Origin of the sequence: Bradyrhizobium sp. TM102, from assembly GCF_009176685.1 — a bacterium.
GTDB lineage: Bacteria > Pseudomonadota > Alphaproteobacteria > Rhizobiales > Xanthobacteraceae > Bradyrhizobium > Bradyrhizobium ottawaense.
Genome location: NZ_AP021855.1, coordinates 2,584,549 through 2,604,325, shown reverse-complemented (window position 1 = coordinate 2,604,325; position 19,777 = coordinate 2,584,549). Strand labels below are relative to the sequence as shown.

The following is a 19,777-nucleotide window of genomic DNA, read 5'->3' as shown; positions in this document are numbered from 1 at the left end:
ATCATGCTCTAGAACGACGTCCCTCCTCCGAACCTGAACTCCTGGACGACGTCATATTTGCCCTTCGTGATCGGCACGGCGTAGTCGAAGCGCAGCGGCCCGAACGGGGAGGCCCAGATCAGGCCGACGCCGACCGACGACCGCACCGTGTTGCCGTCGTCATATTGCAATCCGCAGGTCGGGCACGCCTTGGTGTTGACTTCGCCCGTGGCCGACCACGAGGTCGGCCCCTGATAGCCCCAGAGCGATCCGGCGTCGGCATAGACCGCGCCCTTCAGGCCGACCTCCTTCGGCAGGAACCAGAACGGCATCTGCAATTCCGCGGACGCGCCCCAATATTTCGTGCCACCGAGCGCATCGCCACTGGCGCCGAGGCTCCAATAGGTGATGTCGCGTGGACCGATACCGTTCGAAGCGAAGCCGCGCACCAGGCTCGGGCCCATCTGGAAGTGATCCAGCATGCGCAGGTCCTGATCGCCGAGCTTGCCGAGGAGGCCGCCCTGGAGATGGATCACGCTGACGATCTCGGAGACGAGCGGCGTGTAGTATTTGGCGTCCAGCGCGGTCTTCAAATAGGTGACGTCGCCGCCGACCCCGGCGAAATCCTGCCGGAAGTCGACCAGCAATCCGTCCGTCGGGTTCTTGGTGTTGTCGAGTGTGTTGTAGCTCAACGTGTAGCCGAGCGCGGAGGTCCAGGTCGCGCCGTTCGCCAGTTCTTTCCGGACCGGCAGGCTCGACTCGCCGTCGCCGTAGCAGCCGTAGCCATAGACCCCCGAGCTCGTGGAGTTGGTCGGGTCGACGCCGCCCAGGACGTTCTGGATGTAGGACGGCGTCGGGTTGTAGGCCAGCGAGGCGTTGGACGCGTTGTTGTTGCAATTGTTGTAGGCGCTGGCGAGCGTGATGCTCTGCTGATAGAGCGAATAGCGGAGCTGGAGCGAAAGGTCCTCGCGCAATGCAAGGCCAATGCGCGGAGAGAAGCCGAGCGTGGTCACGCCGTAGCTCGTATAGCTGTTCGACTTCTGCTGCTTCCAATATGTGTCGAACCCCAGCGCCATCCGGTAGTCGAGCAGATAGGGCTCGACGAAGGACAGCGATATGCCGCGTGAATACTGGCCATAGCTGACCGAGGCCTTGCCGTAGAGACCGCGGCCGAGCAGGTTGCGCTCGGAGATCGAGACTTCGGCGAGTGCTCCGTCGGTGGTGGAGTAGCCGCCCGAGATCGAGAAGTCGCCGGTCGATTTCTCCTCCATGTCGACGATCAGGACCACGCGGTCGCTGGAGGAGCCGGGCTCGGTGACGATCTTGACGCTCTTGAAGTAGTCGAGGTTCTTCAGCCGCCGCTCGGCGCGGTCGACCAGCGCGCGGTTGTAGGCATCGCCCTCGGAGAGATCGAATTCGCGGCGGATCACGTAATCGCGCGTGCGGGTGTTGCCGCGCAGGTTGATGCGCTCGATATAGCTCCGCGGGCCTTCGTCGACGTTGAACACGACGGAGACGGTGTGCGCCTCGAAATTGCGGTTGCCGCCGGGCCGGACCACGGCAAAGGCATAGCCGCGGCGCGAGGCCTCGATCTGCATCTCTTCGGTCGACTTCTCGACCAATTCGACGTTGTAGAGCGAGCCGGCACTGACGCGCGAATAGCTGCGGAGCGAGCCCGCGTCGAAATTGGGAATGCCGGAGCGGAAATCGACGGAGCCGATGCGATATTGGGCACCTTCCTCGATCTTGAAGGTGACCAGAAAGCCCTTCTTATCCGGATCGTATTCGGTGAGCGCGGCCACGACCTGGACGTCGGCGAATCCGTTCTTGAGGTAGAAGCGGCGAATCAGGTCGCGGTCGGCCTCGACGCGATCGGGGTCGTAGATGTCGTTGCTGCCGAGGAAGCTGAGCAAATTGCTCTCGCGCGTCTTGATGACGTCGCGCAGGCGGGAGGCCGAGAAGGCGCTGTTGCCGACGAACTCGACCGACTTCACCGAGGTCTTGGCGCCCTCCTCGACCGTGAAGACGAGATCGACACGGTTGTTCGGCAGCTCGATGATTTCAGGGGTAACGCGGACGTCGTAGCGGCCGGAGCGCCGGTAGATTTCGGCAATGCGCAGGGTGTCGGATTGCACCAGCGCGCGCGAGAACGTCCCGCGCGGCTTGGACTGGATTTCCGCCGAGAGCTGCTCGTCCTTGATCTTCTTGTTGCCCTCGAAGGCGATGCGGCCGATCACGGCATTCTCCACCACCGACACCACGATGCGGCCGCCCGCCTGGCTGATCTTCACATCCTGAAACAGGCCCGTCGTGATGAGCGCCTTGAGCCCGTCGTCGATGGCGGATTGATCGAGACGCCCGCCGGGGCCCGGCCTGAAGTAGGAGCGGACCGTCTCGGCCTCCACCCGGCGATTGCCTTCGACGACGATCGTCTCCGCCGCCTGCGCGGCCGCCGGCTGCGGCAGCAGTGCAAGCGGAAGCGAACTCGCAATCGATACAGCACTCATCGCCACGGCGATCAGCCAGGTCCGCAAAAACGGCATTCCACACCTCAGCAGCACTTCACATGCCCTGAAGACGGGAGCCCTGTGGCCGCGGTGTGGCTTTGAGATTTCCGCATTGTTTCTACGCGTTGAATTTCGTGCGGGCGGCCGGTCGCGCCGCGGCGTTCATGTCCCGGACAAGCTGCAACGCGCAGCGTTGCGGCGCAGCGCCGGGACCCAGGGCAACACGGCGAGACGCGGCGAGATGGGCCCCGGCTCTGCAGCGCACCGCACCGGACGATGCTTCGCATCGCCGGGAGCGCTGCGCTGCAGAGCCGGGGCACGAGAGCGGAGTGCGGCGCCCGGTCTCTCCACCGTCATTGCGATGCTCCAATGCACATCCCAGCGTGCAGTGTCGTAGGGTGGGCAAAGGCGCACAGCGCCGTGCCCACCAATTCAATTGCGGTGCGAGGATGGTGGGCACGCTGCGCTTTGCCCACCCTACGATATCGAGTTTGTGGCACGCAGCTCAGCTCGCAAACACACCTTCGCGGCCTCGCGGCGGATTTCGCCCGAGCTTTGCTTCAACTCTCCACCCTCCAATCCAAGAGGGCGCAGGGAAGGCCGGGTGCCAGCTCGCACCCGCGGTCCGCTGCGCGAAATGCACACGCAGAAAGAACCGCACAGCAGCATACAGGTGGTGCCGAACACTCGGCCTTCCCTGCGCGGTGGTCGGACGGCTTATGCCGTGCTCTCCCGGGAGCCGAACTTTCCTTCTGGCCTCCCTCGCCCCGCGAATTGGATGATGCAGTCTGCCCGGTTGGGCTCGCTCGCACCTCCGCGGAAGCTTGACCGTAGCAACGACGGCCAGGACCACACGGTTTTGCCGTACGCGTTCAGCGTCGCTCGTCCGCACGCGGTTTCGGGCTCACAGGGACGACCCGCCCTGCCCGCTACCTTTTCGTGCCGACGCTGCCGCGTCCACCGCAACCCGGCTCGCGAAACGTGACGACGCGCGATCGCCCCTCAAGGTCAAGCCGGGATGGACGACACATACGTCGAAACCGAATTTCGGTAAAGTGGAATATTTTTAACGGAGCGGATTGACACGCGGCGACACAGGCGGGTCGCGTAACCCGGATGGAGCGCTAGCGGAATCCGGGACGGTGCAAAATGCCGGGCGAGCAGTCCGGATTTACGCTTTCGCTCCATCCGGGCTGCGGGACATCACCGCTTCGGCAGCGCCGAGACGTCCTGCAATACCTGTTTACATTCAGCAACATTCCCGCTGCCGAAAGGCCACGATCGGCCGGCTAGTGGCGGCTGCCTCGTCCTGCCCCTGAGGGCCATGAGCTCCCTCCGAGCCGAGGTCAGTGGATTTCAGCCGATTTGATGCCGTCGTACTCGTTCGCCGCAAGTCCCCTGCCAACGGCCAAGGAGACGCATCGTCCGAAGCCCGCCCCGTTGCGCAGCCCCATGTCGCGCGCCGGATCAGCCTGCGTTGCGCTGATGCTGGGCAGCGCCCTGGCCGGCTGCGCGGTCGGCCCGGATTATGCCGGCCCGCCCAAGCTCGCCTTGCCCTCGCACTGGAGCACCAACACCGCCCCGCATCGGGACGCCGGCAAGCTCGACCGCTGGTGGCTGCGCTTGCGCGATCCCCTGCTCAGCCGGCTGATCGAGGAGGCCATCGAAGCCAACCCTGATGTCGCGAAGGCGAAAGCGGCCGTGCGCGAGGCGCGCGCCACGCTGCAACAGACGACGGCAGGCCTGTTTCCGTCCGTGAGCGGCACGGCCTCGGTGACCAGCAACAAGTCCAGTGCCGGCTCCTCGTCCGTCCTCGTCGACAGTGCGCCCTACTCACTTCACCAGGCAAGCTTCGATTCGAGCTGGGAGCTCGACCTGTTCGGCGGCACGCAGCGGAGCATCGAGGCCGCGGCGCATGGTGCGCAATCCGCCGAGGAGGATCTACGCGACAGCCTCGTCACGCTGATCGGCGACGTCGCCGCCTATTACGTCGAGGCGCGCGGCTATCAGGCCCGGATCGCGCTGGCGCAGCGGACCGCGGTCTCGCAGCGCGACACCGAAAAGCTCACCCGCAGCAAATACGAGGCCGGCAGCGGCAACGCCGTCGATCTCGCCAAGGCCACCGCGCAGGCCGCAAGCACAGAAGCCAACGTTCCGACCTATCAGGCGGCGCTTGCGGCCGACGTTCACCGGCTCGGAATCCTGCTCGGGCGGCCGCCCGGCGGCGTCGCCTCGTCGATGGCGCAGTCCGCGCCCGTGCCGGCGCCGCGTATGCCGCTTCCCATGGGACTGCCCGCCGATCTCCTCATGAGCCGTCCCGATATTGCCAGTGCCGAGCGCAAGCTGGCGCAGGCGACCGCCAAGATCGGCGCCGCGGAGGCCGACCGCTATCCGGCGGTGTCGTTGACCGGCTCGGTCGGCACCTCTGCGCTGCGGGCCGGCGATCTCGCCAAATATTCGAGCGTCAGCTGGTCGGTCGGCCCCTCGATCACCGTACCGGTGTTCGACGCGGGCAAGCGCCTGGCCACGGTCAGGATTGCGGAGGCGCAACGCGACCAGGCGTTCGCCACGTTCCATTCGACCCTGCTCACCGCGCTCGAGGACGTCGAGAATGCCCTGGTCTCGTTGTCGCGCGAACGCGTGCGCGCCACCAAGCTGACGGAGGCGGCCAGGAACTACCGCGAAGCCGCACGGCTGTCGCGATCGCTGTTCGAGACCGGCAGCGCCAGCTTCATCGACGTGCTGGACGCCGAACGTTCGCTCTATTCGGCCGAGGATTCGCTGATCCAGAGCAAGGTGTCGGCTGCCAAGGATTACATCGCGCTGGCAAAGGCGCTCGGCGGCGGCTGGTCCGATCCGGTCGACGTATCGACGCCTGTTATCGTGGACACCAACACGGGACCTCACTTCCGGGAGGCGCAGAAGTGACCGAGATCATCACCGCCAGACGCCTGAAGATCGCCGCAGCGATTATTGCCGTCGTGGCGACCGGCGTGGTCGCGGCCACGCGCTTTCCGGGAACGTCGAGCAAGGCGCAGTCCTACATCACGGCGCCGGTCACCGTCAGCGATTTGCGCGAGGAGGTGCTCGCCAGCGGCACGCTGAAGCCGGCGCGGCTGACCGCGGTCGGCGCGCAGGTGTCAGGCCGGATCACCGCCCTCAACGTCCGCGTCGGCGACACGGTGAAGGCCGGCGACGTCATCGCTCAGATCGATCCCGTCACCAGGCAGAACGATCTGCGCAGCTCCGAGGCGTCGCTGAAGAACTACCGGGCGCAGAAGGTCGAGAAGGAGGCCGCGCTGGTGCTGGCCGAGGCCAATCTCGCGCGCCAGCAGGCGACCCTGGCGCAACGCGCGACGTCGCGAAGCGACTTCGACAGCGCGGATTCGACCGTGCGGCAGACCCGCGCCCAGATCGCCGCCCTCGAAGCCCTGATCGTGGGGGCGGAAGCCAGCGTCGAGACGTCACGCGTGAACCTCGAATACACCCGCATCACCGCGCCGATCGACGGCACGGTCCTCGCCACCGTGGTGCAGGAAGGACAGACGGTCAACGCGGTGCAGTCCGCGCCGACCATCGTCGTGCTCGGCCAACTCGCGACGATGACGGTGCGGGCGGAGATCTCCGAGGCCGACATCGTCAAGGTCAGACCGGGGCAATCGCTCTACTTCACCATCCTCGGCGACCAGGACCATCGCTATGAGGCCCGGCTCGAGCAGATCGAGCCGGCGCCCGAATCGATCAAGAACGACGCCAGCTTCTCCTCGACCACCACCAGCTCGACTTCGAGCACGAGCTCGTCGAGCTCGACCAGCACGGCGATCTACTACATCGGCGTCTTCAACGTGCCGAACAAGGAGCTCTCGCTGCGGACCTACATGACCGCGGAGGTGCACATCGTCACCGGCGAGGCCAAGCGCGTGAAGGTGATCCCGGCGCTCGCGGTGATGCGAAAGTCCGACGGCCGCAGCACGGTGCGCACGCTCGCCGCGTCCGGTGACATCCGCGAGCGCGAGGTCAAGACCGGCCTCAACGATCGCACCATTGTCGAGATCAAGTCCGGCCTCGACGAGGGCGAACGTGTCGTGACCGGCGAGGCGAACGAGCAGACCGCATCACGCGGCATGCCCGGCGGCCCGCCGGGAGGCGGAGGTCCCTGACATGATCCCTCATTTGGCCGATCCGATCATCGCGATCGAGAAGGTTCGGCGGGAGTTCATGGCCGGCGACACCAGCGTGGTCGCGCTCGACGATTTCTCGCTGAGCATCCGGCCCGGCGAGATGGTGGCGATCATCGGCTCGTCCGGATCGGGCAAATCGACGCTGCTCAACATCCTCGGCTGTCTCGACCGCCCGACCTCCGGCACCTATCGCGTCGCCGGCAAGAACGTCTCCGAGCTCGATGCCGATGCGCTGGCGGCGCTGCGCCGCGAGCATTTCGGCTTCATCTTCCAGCGCTATCATCTGCTCGGCGACCTCTCGGCCGGCGAGAATGTCGAGATCCCCGCGATCTATGCCGGGATGAAGGCCCGCGAGCGCCGCACGCGCGCAGAGCAGCTTCTCGCAAGGCTCGGCGTCAACGACCGGCGCGGCCATCGCCCGAACCAGCTATCGGGCGGCCAGCAGCAGCGTGTCTCGATCGCACGCGCGCTGATCAACGGCGCCGAGGTCATCCTGGCGGACGAGCCCACCGGCGCGCTCGACCGGCGCAGCGGCGAGGAGGTCCTGAAGATCCTGAAAGAGCTGCACCGCGAGGGGCGGACGATCATCATCGTCACCCACGATGCCGATGTCGCCGCGCGGGCCGAACGCATCATCGAGCTGCGCGACGGCAGGATCGCCTCCGATCGCCGCGCGGAGACGACAAGCGCGTCGGAGCCGGCGGTTCCGGTGTCGCGGACGTCATGGAGCAGCGGCACCGGCTGGTCCGGCGCCTTGCGGCGCCTGCGGGAGGCCTCGCGGATGGCGCTGGTTGCGATGGCCGCGCACCGGCTGCGCGCCTTCCTGACCATGCTCGGCATCATCATCGGCATCGCCGCGGTGTCGTCGGTGGTCGCGCTCGGCAACGCGTCCCAGCGCAAGGTGCTGTCCGACATTTCGAGCCTCGGCACCAACACGATCGAGGTATTTCCGGGCAAGGACTTTGGCGACGCCCGCGCCGGCAAGATCAAGACGCTGGTACTGGGCGACGCCCGCGCGCTCGGCCGGCAGGATTTCATTGCCGGGGTCACGCCGACGGTGTCGACCAGCACGACGGTGCGATATCGCGGCAACGAGTCCAACGTGCTGGTGAACGGCGTCGGCGAGAGCTATTTCCAGGTCAAGGGCGCCAAGCTCGCGAAAGGACGCCTGTTCGATACCGACGCGATCCGCAACATCGAGCGGCAGGCCGTCATCGACGACAATACCCGCAAGACCTTCTTCGCCGACGACCAGACCTCCGGGATCGGCCGCGTGATCTGGCTCGGCAAGGTGCCCTGTCGCATCGTCGGCGTCATCGCCCAGCAGCAGGGCGGGTTCGGCTCGAACCAGAACCTGTCGGTCTACCTGCCCTACACCACCGTGCAGGCCCAGTTCACGGGCGATCGCGCGCTGCGCAGCATCCTGCTGCGGATCAGCGACGACGTTTCGACCGCGCTGGCGCAGGACGCGGTGACCACGCTCTTGACGCAGCGGCACAACACCCGGGATTTCGTCATCCTCAACACCGACGATATCCGCCGCACCATCACCAGCACGACACAGACGCTGGCGTTCCTGGTGGCGGCGATCGCGGTGATCTCGCTGGTCGTCGGCGGCATCGGTGTCATGAACATCATGCTGGTGTCCGTATCGGAGCGGATCAGTGAGATCGGCGTGCGCATGGCGGTCGGCGCCAGGCGCAGCGATATCCTCCAGCAATTCCTGGTGGAAGCGACCCTGATCTCGTCGATCGGCGGCATCGCCGGCATTCTCGTCGCCATGCTACTCGGCGTCGCCATCAACGTCGCGGTGCCCGGATTCGAGGTCAGCTATTCGACGTTCTCGATCGGCGCGGCGTTCCTGACCTCGACCGGGATCGGGGTTGCCTTCGGCTTCTTCCCCGCCCGCCGCGCCGCCTTCCTCGACCCCGTGGTGGCACTGAGCCGCGACTGACCTTAGGATTGCACGATGACCGTAGTTCTTCGGGCGAGACATTCGTCCGCAAATCGACCAACGATCGGCAACCCCGATGCGATTTCAATCATGACCAACGGCCCCCAGAACATCCTGATCGTCGAGGACGACAAGCAGACCCGCGACCTCATCTCGCGTTATCTGCGTGATCACAACTTCTCGGTCGACGCGGTCGCGAACGGCAGGGAGATGGACCGCCATCTCTCCCGCGAGCGGGTCGACCTGATCGTGCTCGACCTGATGCTGCCGGGCGAGGACGGCCTCAGCCTCTGCCGCCGCCGGCGGATGGAGTCCACGACGCCGATCATCATCCTCACCGCGAAGGGCGAGGATCTCGACCGGATCCTCGGCCTCGAGATGGGCGCCGACGACTATCTGCCAAAGCCGTTCAACCCGCGCGAGCTCCTCGCCAGGATCAACGCCGTGCTGCGGCGGCGATCGAGCAGCCTCACGGGCCCTACCGCGGCGCGTCTCAAGTTCCAGGGCTGGACCATCGATCTTCGCCTGCGCGAATTGCGCGATCCCGAAGGCGCGCAGGTGCCCCTGACCAGTGCCGAGTTCGATCTGCTGCAGGCCTTCTGCGAGCGGGCCGGCCGCATCCTCACCCGCGACAACCTCCTGAGCATGACGCGCGGTCGTGCCGGAGCAAGCCTCGGCCGCAGCATCGACGTGCTGGTCAGCCGGCTGCGCCGCAAGCTCGACCGGGCGGAAGGCGCATCCGTGATCAAGACCGTCCGCATCGGCGGGTACGTCTTCACCCCGAGGGTGGAGGAAGCATGAGCCGCACCGCCGACCTCGTCGCGCTCTTCAGCTTCAGGCGGATCAGCGGCCAGATCGCCGCCTTGATCCTGGGATCGCTGGTCCTGATCCATGTCCTGATCGCCGGCTATTTTCTCCTCAACCAGCCGAAGCTGCTGGCGGACACGCCGCTGGAGCAGATCGAGCTGATCGTGCGGATCATCGCCAACACGCCGAAGGCCGAGCGCGCGATCGTCCTCGACAGCGTCAGCCGGACCTTTCCGCCGCTCAAGCTCCAATTGCGGGACAGCGTATCCGCCGCCGCCACGCCGCAATCGATGCGGACCTCACTGACCATCCCCTCTGCGCTTGGTGTCAGGGCCGAGCTCGTTCGCGGCAGCGGTGCGGACGACGAGCGCGTCTGGTTCTACCTTCCGGGCGACGACGTGCTCGAAGCCACGATCGGATCGCCCAAGATGCCGGCCTTCGTCAGCGGCCTCTGGACCTCGACGCTGCTGTTCCTCGTGGCAAGCCTGACGCTGCTCGGTGTCTGGGCCGGCCGCGCGCTCTCCTCGCCGCTGTCGGCCTTCGCGCGCGCGGCGGAGGATTTCAGCCTGAGCCGGTCCTCCGCGCCGCTGCCGGAAAACGGACCGGAGGAGATCAGGTCCGCGGCAAGGGCGCTGAACCGGATGCGCGATCGCATCACCACGCTGATGAACGACAGAACCCGCATGCTCGCGGCCATCAGCCATGATCTTCGCACCCCGATCACGCGTCTGCGGCTCCGTTCGGAATATATCGAGGATCCGGCACAACGCACGCAGACCGTGCGCGACCTCGACCAGATGCAGTCGATGCTCGAATCGGTGCTGTCGCTCCTGCGCAGCGAAAGCCCGGTCAAGCCGACGCTGGTGGACGTCGCGGCACTGCTTCAGATGGTTTGCGAGCAGTTTTCGGATTCCGGATTTGCCGTGACCTATTCCGGCCCCGACAGGGCCGCCTTCGTCCTGCGGCCCGACGAAATCATCCGCGCGGTCACCAACCTCGTCGAGAACGCAACGCGATTCGGAACCCAAATCGACGTCGCGCTGGTGACCGCCGAGGACCGGCTCGTCATCGACGTCTGCGACGACGGGCCGGGCATTCCCGACGAAAGCAAGGCCCCGATGCTGGAGCCCTTTGTGCGCGGAGAGGAAGCCCGCACCATGGACGAGACATCAGGATTTGGTCTCGGTCTGTCGATCGCGCAGGCGATCGTGACCGCGCATGGCGGAACGCTTCAGCTGCTCGACAACGCGCCACAGGGCCTGCGCGTCCGCTTGCAGCTCGCGCGGGCTGCCCGCGACGATTTGGGAGCGCCTCGGACATAAAGCCGCGGCATTTCTCGGGCTTGTCGATCGCCCTGCCTCTGCTTCTCCGGAGTTCCCATGTCTTCCGCCGACCGGCCTGCGACGCGCCTTGCGACCCGGCTTGCCTTCCTCGTCGCGGGTTTCGGCATCTCGTGCTGGGCGCCGCTGGTGCCGTTCGCGAAGACGCGGCTCGGCGTCGATGACGGCGTGCTCGGACTGCTGCTGCTCAGCCTCGGCATCGGCTCGGTCATCGCGATGCTGGTGACCGGAATCGTGAGCGCGCGCTACGGCAGCAGGCCGATCATCATTGCCAGCGGGTTCGGCCTGGCGCTGGTCCTGCCCCTGCTCGCCATTGCGGCTTCGCCCGCAACGCTGGCGCTGGCGCTTTTCGCATTCGGCGCCGCGCTCGGCTCGATCGACGTCGCCATGAACATCCACGCCGTGGAGGTGGAGCGCGCCGCGCACCGCCCGCTGATGTCCGGCTTCCACGCCCTGTTCAGCATCGGGGGTTTTGCCGGATCCGCGCTGATGACGGCGCTGCTCTCGCTGCAATTCGGAACGCTCGCCTGCACGCTGGTCTGCTCCGCCCTGATGCTGCTCGCGATGGCCCTGACCTCGCCGCGCCTGCTTCGTTCCGTGCAGGTGCAGGAGGGCCCGCTGTTCGTGCTGCCGCACGGATCGGTGCTGCTGCTCGCGCTGCTCGGCGCCATCACCTTCCTGGTCGAAGGTGCGATGCTCGATTGGGGCGCCCTGCTCGTTATCGGTGCAGGTCTCGTCACCGAAGCGCAAGGCGGCGCCGGCTATATCGTGTTCTCGATCGCGATGACTGCGGGCCGGCTCGGCGGCGACGCCGTCGTCGCGCGGATCGGCGACCGCACGACATTGCTTTGGGGCAGCCTCATCGCGATCGCCGGTTTCGTGGTCCTGCTCACGGCGCCCATTGCAGCGGTCGCCATCGGCGGATTCCTGCTGATCGGGCTCGGCGCGTCGAATCTCGTGCCGGTGCTGTTCCGTCGGGCGGCGCGGCAGACGGTGATGCCCACGGGGCTTGCGGTCGCGGCGATCACGACCGCGGGCTACGCAGGAATCCTCATCGGCCCCGCCGGCGTCGGCTTCGTCGCACGTTTTGGCGGATTGCCCATGGCGTTCTGGCTGCTGGCTGCGCTGATGGGTCTGGTCACGCTGTCGGCACACATCGTCACAAAGGACAAGGGTAAGACCACGGCGACCTAACCCCTTCCATTTCCAGCATGATTCAGGCGGGGCCAAAGCCGACTGAAGTCATCTGCGCAGGTCTGCCAGCCATGCTGCTTTCGGCCAGTTTACTGGACGCCTCGTTCTGCTAGACCACAACAAAATACCTTTTGACTCCCGTTGCGGGGGGCAATGGCACGTGCCAGCTCACAATAACAACCAAGACTCGGCCATTTCATTCGGGCCATTTCGGCTGTTTCCCAAGTCCCGGCTCCTGGAAAAGGAAGGGGAGCCGCTTCACGTCGGCGGCCGCGCGCTCGATATTCTCATCCTGCTTGCCGAGCGCCCCGGAGAAGTCGTCGACAAGAGAGAGCTGGTCAAGCGCATCTGGGCCGAGGTGAATGTCGACGAGGGCAGTCTGCGCTTCCATGTCGCAGCGCTCCGCAAGGTGCTCGGCGATACCGGAAAATCGGCCCGTTATGTCCTCAATGTACCTGGCCGTGGCTATTGCTTTGTCGCCCCGTTCGCTCAAGCGCCCTCGCAGGTCGCGCCAGCCGCCGCCGAAATCATTCCTCCCCGCTCCCTGCCCGCCCAGCTTGCGAAGATGGTCGGACGCGAGGAGGTCATCGAGAAGATTTCGAACGGCCTGACGCTCTATCGCTTCATGACCCTGGTCGGTCCCGGCGGCATCGGCAAGACCGCCGTCGCCGTCACGGTCGGGCATCGCCGCTCGGCGGATTTCGACGGCCGCGTCTTCTTCGTCGATTTCGGTCCGCTGCGGGATGCGAGCCATGTCCCAACCAGCATCGCCGCCGTCCTCGGACTGACCGTCAGCGCGGAGGATCCGACGCCGGCCCTGCTGACGTTTCTGAAGTCGGGACCGGCCCTGCTGATCTTCGACAGTTGCGAGCATGTGCTGGATAATCTGGCGCCGCTCGTCGAGCGCATCGTTCGCGAAGCGCCGCAGCTTCGTGTTCTCGCCACCAGCCGCGAGTCGTTCCGAAGCGAAGGCGAGCGGATCTTCCGGCTGTTTCCGCTGGATTGTCCGCCCGAGCGCGACGGCCTCGACGTCGCCGAGGTTCTCGCCTATCCCGCGGCCCAGCTCTTCGTCGAGCGCATCGCGCAGAGCTCCGGGCCGTTCCAGCTCAGCGCCGAAGAGGCGCCGCTTGTCGCCAGCATCTGCCGGCGCCTCGACGGCATTGCGCTGGCGATCGAGCTTGCGGCAGGCCGTGTCAATGCGTATGGCATCGCCGGCACCGCCTCCCTGCTCGACAGCCGCTTCTCGCTGCAATGGCGGGGACGGCGCACGGCCGTCCCGCGGCACCAGACGCTCGCCGCCGCCCTCGACTGGAGCTACGACCTGCTGCCTCCGGCGGAAAGCGCCACCTTGCGGCGATTGTCGGTGTTCGCAGGACCCTTCGCGCCGGAGGCGGCTGCCGCGGTCGCGTCCGGCGATGGCCTCAGCACCTCGGAGACGCTGGAGGCGATCGACAGCCTGGTCACCAAATCGCTGATCTCGCCATCCGGCTCGCGGACGCTGCGCTATCGCCTGCTCGACACCACGCGCACCTACGCGCTCGGGAAACTGAACGAGCTCGGCGAAGCCAGGCAGTTCGCGCGGCGTCATGCGGAGCATTTTCGCGATTTCTTCGAGCGCGCGGGGGCCGACGCGTCGACGCCGCTGCCCGAATGGCTCAGCACCTATGGTGGGGAGCTCGACAATGTGCGCGCGGCGCTGGACTGGGCCTTCGCGCCCGACGGCGACACCCGGCTCGGCGTTGCGCTGACGGCGGCCGCGGTCACCCTGTGGGTGCGTCTGTCGCTGTTCGCCGAATGCCGCGAGCGCAGCAGAACGGCACTGGCGGCGCTCGGAGACGACGGCGACAACGACCGCGTCCGCATGCAGCTCCTGTCGGCACTCGGCTGGTCGCTGATGTATGGCGAGGGCCGCGCGCGCGAGGCGCGCCCGATCCTCGAGACGACGCTGGAGCTGGCCGAGAGCCTCGACGACAAGGACTTCCGGCTGCGGGCGCTCTGGGGCCTGTGCATCGACCAGTTCAACAACGGGCAGTTCGGCAAGGCCCGCGTGCTCGCCGAGCGCTTTGCGAACGCGGCTGCGAATTCGCCTGACAGCACCGATCTCATGCTGGGCGACCGCCTGATGGCCGTCGCGTTGCATTATCTGGGTGATCAGAACGACGCGCGGCAACGCATCGACCGGGTGAACGCCTCGCTGCATGTGCTGGTGGCGAAGCCGAAAATCTTCCCGCTCGATCTCAGGATATCGACGCAATATTTCCGGGCCCGCATCCTGTGGCTTCAGGGGCTCGCCGATCAGGCCCAGGCGCTCGCCGCCACGAACATCGAGGAAGGCCGCGCCAACGGCCATGCGCTGACCTTCTGCAGCGTGCTGGGACAGGCCGCCTGCCCGATCGCGTTCTGGTCCGGCGATTTCGATGCCGCCGAGCGCCACGGCACCGAACTGCTCGAACACACCGAGCGCCACGGGATCCGGCTGTGGGGCCTATGGGCACGCGCCTTCAACGCCGCGGTCGTGGCCAGGCGCGGCGACATCGCCACCGGCCTGCCGCTTTTGCGGGAAGAGCTCAACCGCGCCGGCGATGCGCGCTTCCTGCCGCGCTTTCTGCCGCTGCTCGGCGAGCTCGCCGCGTGCTTCCTCGAAGCCGACCAGGTCGACCGTGGCCTCGACGTGATCGAAGACGTCCTGACCCGTTGCAACGACCGGCAGGAGCGCTGGTATCTGCCGGAGCTGCTCCGCATCAAGGGAGAATTGATGCTCAGGAGCGCGCGGCATGCGGAGCAGGCCGAGGTGCACTTTCGCGAGGCCATCGACATTGCCGCCCAGCAGGGCGCGCGCTTCTGGGAGCTCCGCTGCGCGACCAGCCTCGCGCGGGCCATGATCGGAGCCGGCCGGGGCGCGGAAGCCCGGGTGGTTCTCGACAACGTCTGCGGGACGTTTGCCGAAGGCTCCGATATCGCCGACATGCGCATGGCCCGCGATCTGATCGCGCGATCGCGGGCCTGACGGCACGGCGTCTTGATCTAGCCTCCGACGGCAGCAGCGCGGCGCGGCAGCTTCCAGCCGGGCCGGATGAAGTGGCAGGTGTAGCCGTCGGGATAACGTTCGAGATAGTCCTGATGCTCGGGCTCGGCCTGCCAGAACTCGCCTGCGGGCGCGACCTCGGTCACCACCTTGCCGGGCCACAGGCCGGACGCCTCGACGTCGGCAATGGTGTCTTCGGCGATCTTCTTCTGCTCGTCGCTCGCGTAGAAGATCGCGGAGCGATAGCTGGTGCCCCGATCATTGCCCTGGCGATCGAGCGTGGTGGGATCGTGGATCTGGAAGAAGAACTCGAGCATGGTCCGGTAGCTGGTCTTGGCGGGATCGAACATGATCTCGATCGCCTCGGCGTGGCCTTCGTGGTTGCGGTAGGTCGCGTTCTTCACCTTACCGCCGGTGTAGCCGACGCGTGTCGAGATCACGCCCGGTTGCTTGCGGATCAGATCCTGCATGCCCCAGAAGCAGCCTCCGGCCAAAACTGCGCGCTCCGTCGTCATTTGATGCTCCCTTGGTTTCGTCGAGATGCTTACCTTTGCTCTGCAACTGCACGCAAGCGCGGGTCATCCTTGTCGTCGTGATATTCGAGGCCCAGCGGCCCGATCGCACTCACCTGCGTGACATACTCGCCGGCCTTCGCCCAATGGAAATGCCAGGTCTCGCCAGGCAGCACGATAACACTCCCCGGCGGATAGGCGCTGACTTTATCGCCGTCAAAACTCTCGCCGAGCCCGATGTAGAACACGCCCGACATGACCGTGTAGATGCGGTCCTCCGGATGCTTGTGCGGCATCAACCTCGTGCCGCCGGGCACCTTGACCCGGACCACGTAAGGTCCGGGCTCGGCGGGATGTCCGACCATGACGGCCAATCGCGCACCCGGCGGAAATGCCGGGAAGGGCTGCCATGCGATATCCTCGGGCAGGATTGCCCGGAACCTGTCCTCATCCGGCTGATGTTGGCGAGACGGATTTTGGCGAGACATGGCAACACTCCCTGCGTTCAGTCAGCCCAGCTTGGCGTCGAGCGTGATCGCGGCGTTGAGCACCTTCGAGACCGGGCAGTTCTTCTCGGCCTCGCCGGCGATCTTGGCAAAACCTGCGTCGTCGAGGTTCGGCACCTTGGCACGCAAGGTCAGCGCGGACTTGCTGATCTTGAAGCCCTTGCCTTCGGGCTCGAGCGTGACGGCGGCTTCGGTCGAGAGCTCGTCCGGCGTGAAACCGGCCATCTGAAGGCCAAAGGCCAGCGCCATCGTAAAACAGCCGGCATGGGCCGCCGCGATCAACTCCTCGGGATTGGTACCCTTCTCGTTCTCGAAGCGGGTCTTGAACGAATAGGGTGTCTGCGCGAGCACGCCGGATTCGCTCGTCAGATGACCAGTCCCATCGCGACCGGTGCCTTTCCAGACTGCCGTTGCCTTGCGGATCATCTCAATTCTCCTTGTTTGATTTCAGCACCGCTACTCCGTACCGGTGGAAGGCGGCATCGGCGTGACCGCCTGCCGCCGCTCCAACCGGCCGCGCGTCGCAACGGTTCCGTTAGCTGCCGATCTGTCCGACGTGGAAGCCGAGCCGGTTCTCGACGTCCCCGGAGCGGTGGAAGCCGCGCGCCATCAGCGCCTTGATCCTGGTCTGGCTCGCGGGGCGGCCGAGCGAGGCCAGGAACGCGTCCCACTCCGGCTTGATTTCGGCGTCCGGCGGCAGGCTTGCGACATCGACAAGACGCTTGGTCTCGGCGATCGCCTCCTTGTCGAATGAGGCGATGCGCATGGCGAGTGCCTCGACGAAACCATCGAGCTCGGCGTCCGGCAACGACCGGTTGACGTAACCGTAGCGTTCGGCGAGATCGCCATGGATGTCGTCGGCGCCGAGCAGCACTTCGAGCGCACGGCCGCGGCCCATCAGGCGCGGCAATCGCGCCATCGGCCCGCCACCGGGCACGAGGCCCGCCCCGACCTCCCATTGCGACAGGATCGCCTTCTCGCGGCTGGCAAAGCGCATGTCGCTCGCGAGCGCGAGCTCGCTGCCGACACCGGTCGCGCGGCCCCGGATCGAGGCGATGGAGACGACCGGCGCGCGGCTGAGGCGCACCAGCATGTCGGGCAGCGCCTCGAGGCCGGTCGGCCCCGGCGGAATACGAAGCGAATCCTCCAGCGGCGCGAGGAAGTCGTAATGGGTGATGAAGAAGCCTTCGACGGCACTGTCGAACACCACGACCTTCACGTCCGGATCGGTCTCGATCCTGGTGACGATGTCGCCCAGCAGCGGCAGCTGCTTCGGGCCGAAAATATTCACCGGCGGCATGTCGAAGGTGACACGCCAGTAGGACGGCAGGCGGCGCTCGAGGTGGATCTGTTCGGTCGTGAAGGTGGGTTCGGGACGGTTCATGTCTTGCACTCCTGATGTGTGGGTTCGCATCTCAGATCGATTGCCGCAGCGGGCGGAACGCGGTGCGCACTTCCGCGGAGAACAGCGCCGGCTGCTCCCAGGCCGCGAAGTGTCCGCCCTTGTCGAGACGGTTGTAGTGGATCAGCTTGGGGTAGGCCCTCTCGGCCCAGCTCCGCGGCGCGGCGTAGATCTCGTCCGGAAAGACGCTGACGGCGACCGGAATCGTCACGTGCTTGGGCGCGAAGAACACCAGCTTGTTCTCCCAGTACAGGCGGGCCGAGGAGACCGCGGTGTTGGTGAGCCAATAGAGCGTGATATTGTCGACCACGTCGTCGCGCGACAGCCCTTCCGTCCGACCGTCGAACACGCGCGCGATCATCGCGGCGCTGCGCGCATCGTGATCGAGCATCCAGGACGCGAGGCCCGCGGGCGAATCCACGAGGCCATTGAGCGTCTGCGGCCGGTTCGACATCTCGATCGCGTAGCCGAGACCGTGCTTGTAGAAATCATCGAGCTGGTCGTAGGCAAGGCGCTCGTCGGCCGAAAGGTTCGCCGGGCGCGTTCCGCCGGGTTGAAGCGCCTTGGCGATGTCGTCGGGGACGGTCGCGGGCATGTTGGTGTGGATGCCGAGCAATTCCGGCGGCGCGATCAGCGCCATCTGCTCCGTCACGGCATTACCCCAATCGCCGCCTTGCGCGACGTAGCGGCTGTAGCCGAGCCGCTTCATCAACACGACCCAGGCCCGCGCGATGCGCTGGGGATCCCAGCCGAGAACCGCCGGCTTGCCCGAGAAGCCGTGGCCGGGGAGCGAGGGAATCACAAGGTCGAACGCGTCCGCGGCCTTGGCACCGTGTGCGGTCGGATCGGTGAGCGGACCGACGATCTTCATCTGCTCGATGATCGAGCCGGGCCAGCCATGCGTGACGATCATCGGCAGTGCATTCTCGTGCCGCGAGCGGACGTGAATGAAGTGAATGTCGACGCCGTCGATTTCGGTGACGAATTGCGGCAAGGCGTTCAACCGCGCTTCCAGCTTGCGCCAGTCGTAGTCGCTCTGCCAGTAGCGCACGAGCTGTTGCACCGTCGTCAGCTGCACGCCCTGCGACTGATCATTGACGATCTCGCGATCCGGCCAGCGCGTGGCAGCCAGGCGCCGGCGCAGGTCGAGCAGATCCTGCTCGGGCACGTTGATCTGGAAGGGGCGGATGGCGCCGCCTGCGGCGGCCCTGGCCGGATGCAGCGGCAACAGGCTCGATACGCTGGCGGCAACCGCGGTCATCGCGGCCTGGCTCAGCAATTGACGGCGATCGGGATTGAGGCTCTCGGTTCGTGCTTGCGCGGTCATGTTGGATCTCCCTTGCTTTGGTCGGTGACGCTGACCGAGTTCGAAATCAACGCGTCGGTTGGTGTGCAGAGAGATTGGCGCGGGCCCCGGAAATTTGCTCGTTATGGATTGTTAGCCTGCGTTAGCCGTTGCGAGTCCGCGCACCGCAAGAGGACGATGACATGCGCGCGATGCGACACGGCGCGCGATGACCATTTCATCGCGCGCCGTGTCGGCTAAAGTCGGAGATGCCTTTCGCGGCAGCTCAAGTCGGCAACGGCTGGCCGGCCTGCTCGCGGACGATGTAGTCGGCGTACCATTCCGCCCAGTTCTCGTCGTGCCCGCCGGTCCGCGCCTCATGCTCGCCATGCGCCAGCGCCGCGCGACGCAGCGCTGCGGCCAGATCGGTCGCTGAGGCGAATGCCGTACCGTCGCCTGCGATGCGTCCGGGCAATCGTGTCGTGACTTCCTGGAACAGCCAGCCATTGCCGTCGGGATCGCTGAACGCGGCGAATGAAGCATAGCTGCCGCGCTTCGGGTCAGCACCACTGACTCGAACGCTGCCGAACAGATAGGGCTCGTCAGGCCCGGCATGAACGTCGCCGGCACCGTGGAACGGCGCGCTGACTTCGACGCCGCGGTCGAGCAGATCCTGTCGTGCCGCCTCGAGATCGGAGACGACCAGATACAGGCCGCGCGCCGAGCCGGGCGCTGCCGCCGTGACGTTCCTGCCGAAGATCACCGAACAGGCCGAGCCCGGCGGCGTGAACTGGATCACGCGCCAGTCGTCGCCTGACGTGAAATCGGCATCCAGTCGCCAGCCGAGTCGCGCATAGAACGCCTTGGCGCGGTCGACATCGGACACCGGGATCACGAGGACCTCGAGCTTCATATCGACGCCGCGAGATGTCGAGGGCTTGGTTTCAGCTTCGCGATTGATCTCGATCACAGCCATGTCCAACTCCTTGTTTCAAGCCGCGGGCCCGGAATCGACACCCGCCCTGAACGTCAGGACTGTCGCGCAAACGACAGACCTTTGCCCGTTATGGAGTGTTAGGGTCCGC

Annotated in this window: 14 protein-coding genes; 7 read left to right on the top strand and 7 right to left on the bottom strand. The window is 66.1% G+C overall.

Annotated features, from left to right (window positions below):
• Positions 1-8: 8 nt before the first annotated feature.
• Positions 9-2,522, bottom strand: coding sequence for an outer membrane protein assembly factor BamA (bamA, locus tag GDN70_RS12180; protein ID WP_038973430.1), 2,514 nt, complete (start codon positions 2,520-2,522; stop codon positions 9-11).
• A gap of 1,449 nt (positions 2,523-3,971) precedes the next feature.
• Here bamA and GDN70_RS12165 point away from each other — a divergent pair.
• The 7 genes from GDN70_RS12165 to GDN70_RS12135 all read left to right on the top strand — a co-directional run bounded on the left by GDN70_RS12165 (position 3,972) and on the right by GDN70_RS12135 (position 14,969).
• Positions 3,972-5,414, top strand: a complete 1,443-nt coding sequence (locus GDN70_RS12165; protein ID WP_240536507.1) for an efflux transporter outer membrane subunit — start codon at positions 3,972-3,974, stop codon at positions 5,412-5,414.
• Positions 5,411-6,646 (top strand): efflux RND transporter periplasmic adaptor subunit, encoded by a 1,236-nt coding sequence (locus GDN70_RS12160; RefSeq protein ID WP_028143727.1) that lies wholly within the window; start codon positions 5,411-5,413, stop codon positions 6,644-6,646. The genes GDN70_RS12165 and GDN70_RS12160 overlap by 4 nt, the downstream gene beginning before the upstream one ends.
• Before the next feature lie 13 nt (positions 6,647-6,659).
• On the top strand, positions 6,660-8,621 hold the full coding sequence (locus tag GDN70_RS12155; protein ID WP_038973232.1) for a MacB family efflux pump subunit: 1,962 nt from the start codon (positions 6,660-6,662) through the stop codon (positions 8,619-8,621).
• Positions 8,622-8,711: 90 nt separating this feature from the next.
• Positions 8,712-9,422, top strand: a complete 711-nt coding sequence (locus tag GDN70_RS12150; protein ID WP_152102563.1) for a response regulator — start codon at positions 8,712-8,714, stop codon at positions 9,420-9,422.
• Entirely contained in the window at positions 9,419-10,750 is a 1,332-nt protein-coding gene (locus tag GDN70_RS12145; protein ID WP_050995732.1) for an ATP-binding protein, read from the top strand. The genes GDN70_RS12150 and GDN70_RS12145 overlap by 4 nt, the downstream gene beginning before the upstream one ends.
• A 57-nt stretch (positions 10,751-10,807) precedes the next feature.
• On the top strand, positions 10,808-11,962 hold the full coding sequence (locus GDN70_RS12140; RefSeq protein WP_028143731.1) for an MFS transporter: 1,155 nt from the start codon (positions 10,808-10,810) through the stop codon (positions 11,960-11,962).
• 160 nt (positions 11,963-12,122) lie between these two features.
• Entirely contained in the window at positions 12,123-14,969 is a 2,847-nt protein-coding gene (locus tag GDN70_RS12135) for a winged helix-turn-helix domain-containing protein (protein WP_152102562.1), read from the top strand.
• Between the two features lie 17 nt (positions 14,970-14,986).
• Here GDN70_RS12135 and msrA read toward each other — a convergent pair whose 3' ends face one another.
• The 6 genes from msrA to GDN70_RS12105 all read right to left on the bottom strand — a co-directional run bounded on the left by msrA (position 14,987) and on the right by GDN70_RS12105 (position 19,668).
• Positions 14,987-15,502, bottom strand: coding sequence for a peptide-methionine (S)-S-oxide reductase MsrA (msrA, locus tag GDN70_RS12130; RefSeq protein WP_038973227.1), 516 nt, complete (start codon positions 15,500-15,502; stop codon positions 14,987-14,989).
• A 29-nt stretch (positions 15,503-15,531) separates the two neighbouring features.
• The gene (locus GDN70_RS12125) at positions 15,532-15,987 is read right to left on the bottom strand and encodes a cupin domain-containing protein (protein ID WP_028143734.1); all 456 of its coding nucleotides are present in this window, start codon (positions 15,985-15,987) and stop codon (positions 15,532-15,534) included.
• A 21-nt stretch (positions 15,988-16,008) separates the two neighbouring features.
• Complete coding sequence (locus tag GDN70_RS12120; RefSeq protein WP_028143735.1) at positions 16,009-16,431, bottom strand: OsmC family protein; 423 nt, start codon at positions 16,429-16,431, stop codon at positions 16,009-16,011.
• Between the two features lie 109 nt (positions 16,432-16,540).
• The gene (locus tag GDN70_RS12115) at positions 16,541-17,389 is read right to left on the bottom strand and encodes an enoyl-CoA hydratase/isomerase family protein (protein ID WP_038949638.1); all 849 of its coding nucleotides are present in this window, start codon (positions 17,387-17,389) and stop codon (positions 16,541-16,543) included.
• A gap of 31 nt (positions 17,390-17,420) precedes the next feature.
• Positions 17,421-18,734, bottom strand: a complete 1,314-nt coding sequence (locus tag GDN70_RS12110) for an epoxide hydrolase family protein (protein ID WP_095427004.1) — start codon at positions 18,732-18,734, stop codon at positions 17,421-17,423.
• 244 nt (positions 18,735-18,978) lie between these two features.
• Positions 18,979-19,668, bottom strand: coding sequence for a VOC family protein (locus GDN70_RS12105; RefSeq protein WP_028143738.1), 690 nt, complete (start codon positions 19,666-19,668; stop codon positions 18,979-18,981).
• Positions 19,669-19,777 lie beyond the last annotated feature (109 nt).

Bases quoted from the DNA above. Each gene is read 5' to 3' on its own strand.
- bamA (WP_038973430.1), bottom strand. From the start codon at position 2,522: ATGCCGTTTTTGCGGACCTGGCTGATCGCCGTGGCGATGAGTGCTGTA.
- GDN70_RS12165 (WP_240536507.1), top strand. From the start codon at position 3,972: ATGCTGGGCAGCGCCCTGGCCGGCTGCGCGGTCGGCCCGGATTATGCC.
- GDN70_RS12150 (WP_152102563.1), top strand. From the start codon at position 8,712: ATGACCAACGGCCCCCAGAACATCCTGATCGTCGAGGACGACAAGCAG.
- GDN70_RS12145 (WP_050995732.1), top strand. From the start codon at position 9,419: ATGAGCCGCACCGCCGACCTCGTCGCGCTCTTCAGCTTCAGGCGGATC.
- GDN70_RS12140 (WP_028143731.1), top strand. From the start codon at position 10,808: ATGTCTTCCGCCGACCGGCCTGCGACGCGCCTTGCGACCCGGCTTGCC.
- msrA (WP_038973227.1), bottom strand. From the start codon at position 15,502: ATGACGACGGAGCGCGCAGTTTTGGCCGGAGGCTGCTTCTGGGGCATG.
- GDN70_RS12125 (WP_028143734.1), bottom strand. From the start codon at position 15,987: ATGTCTCGCCAAAATCCGTCTCGCCAACATCAGCCGGATGAGGACAGG.
- GDN70_RS12120 (WP_028143735.1), bottom strand. From the start codon at position 16,431: ATGATCCGCAAGGCAACGGCAGTCTGGAAAGGCACCGGTCGCGATGGG.
- GDN70_RS12115 (WP_038949638.1), bottom strand. From the start codon at position 17,389: ATGAACCGTCCCGAACCCACCTTCACGACCGAACAGATCCACCTCGAG.
- GDN70_RS12110 (WP_095427004.1), bottom strand. From the start codon at position 18,734: ATGACCGCGCAAGCACGAACCGAGAGCCTCAATCCCGATCGCCGTCAA.
- GDN70_RS12105 (WP_028143738.1), bottom strand. From the start codon at position 19,668: ATGGCTGTGATCGAGATCAATCGCGAAGCTGAAACCAAGCCCTCGACA.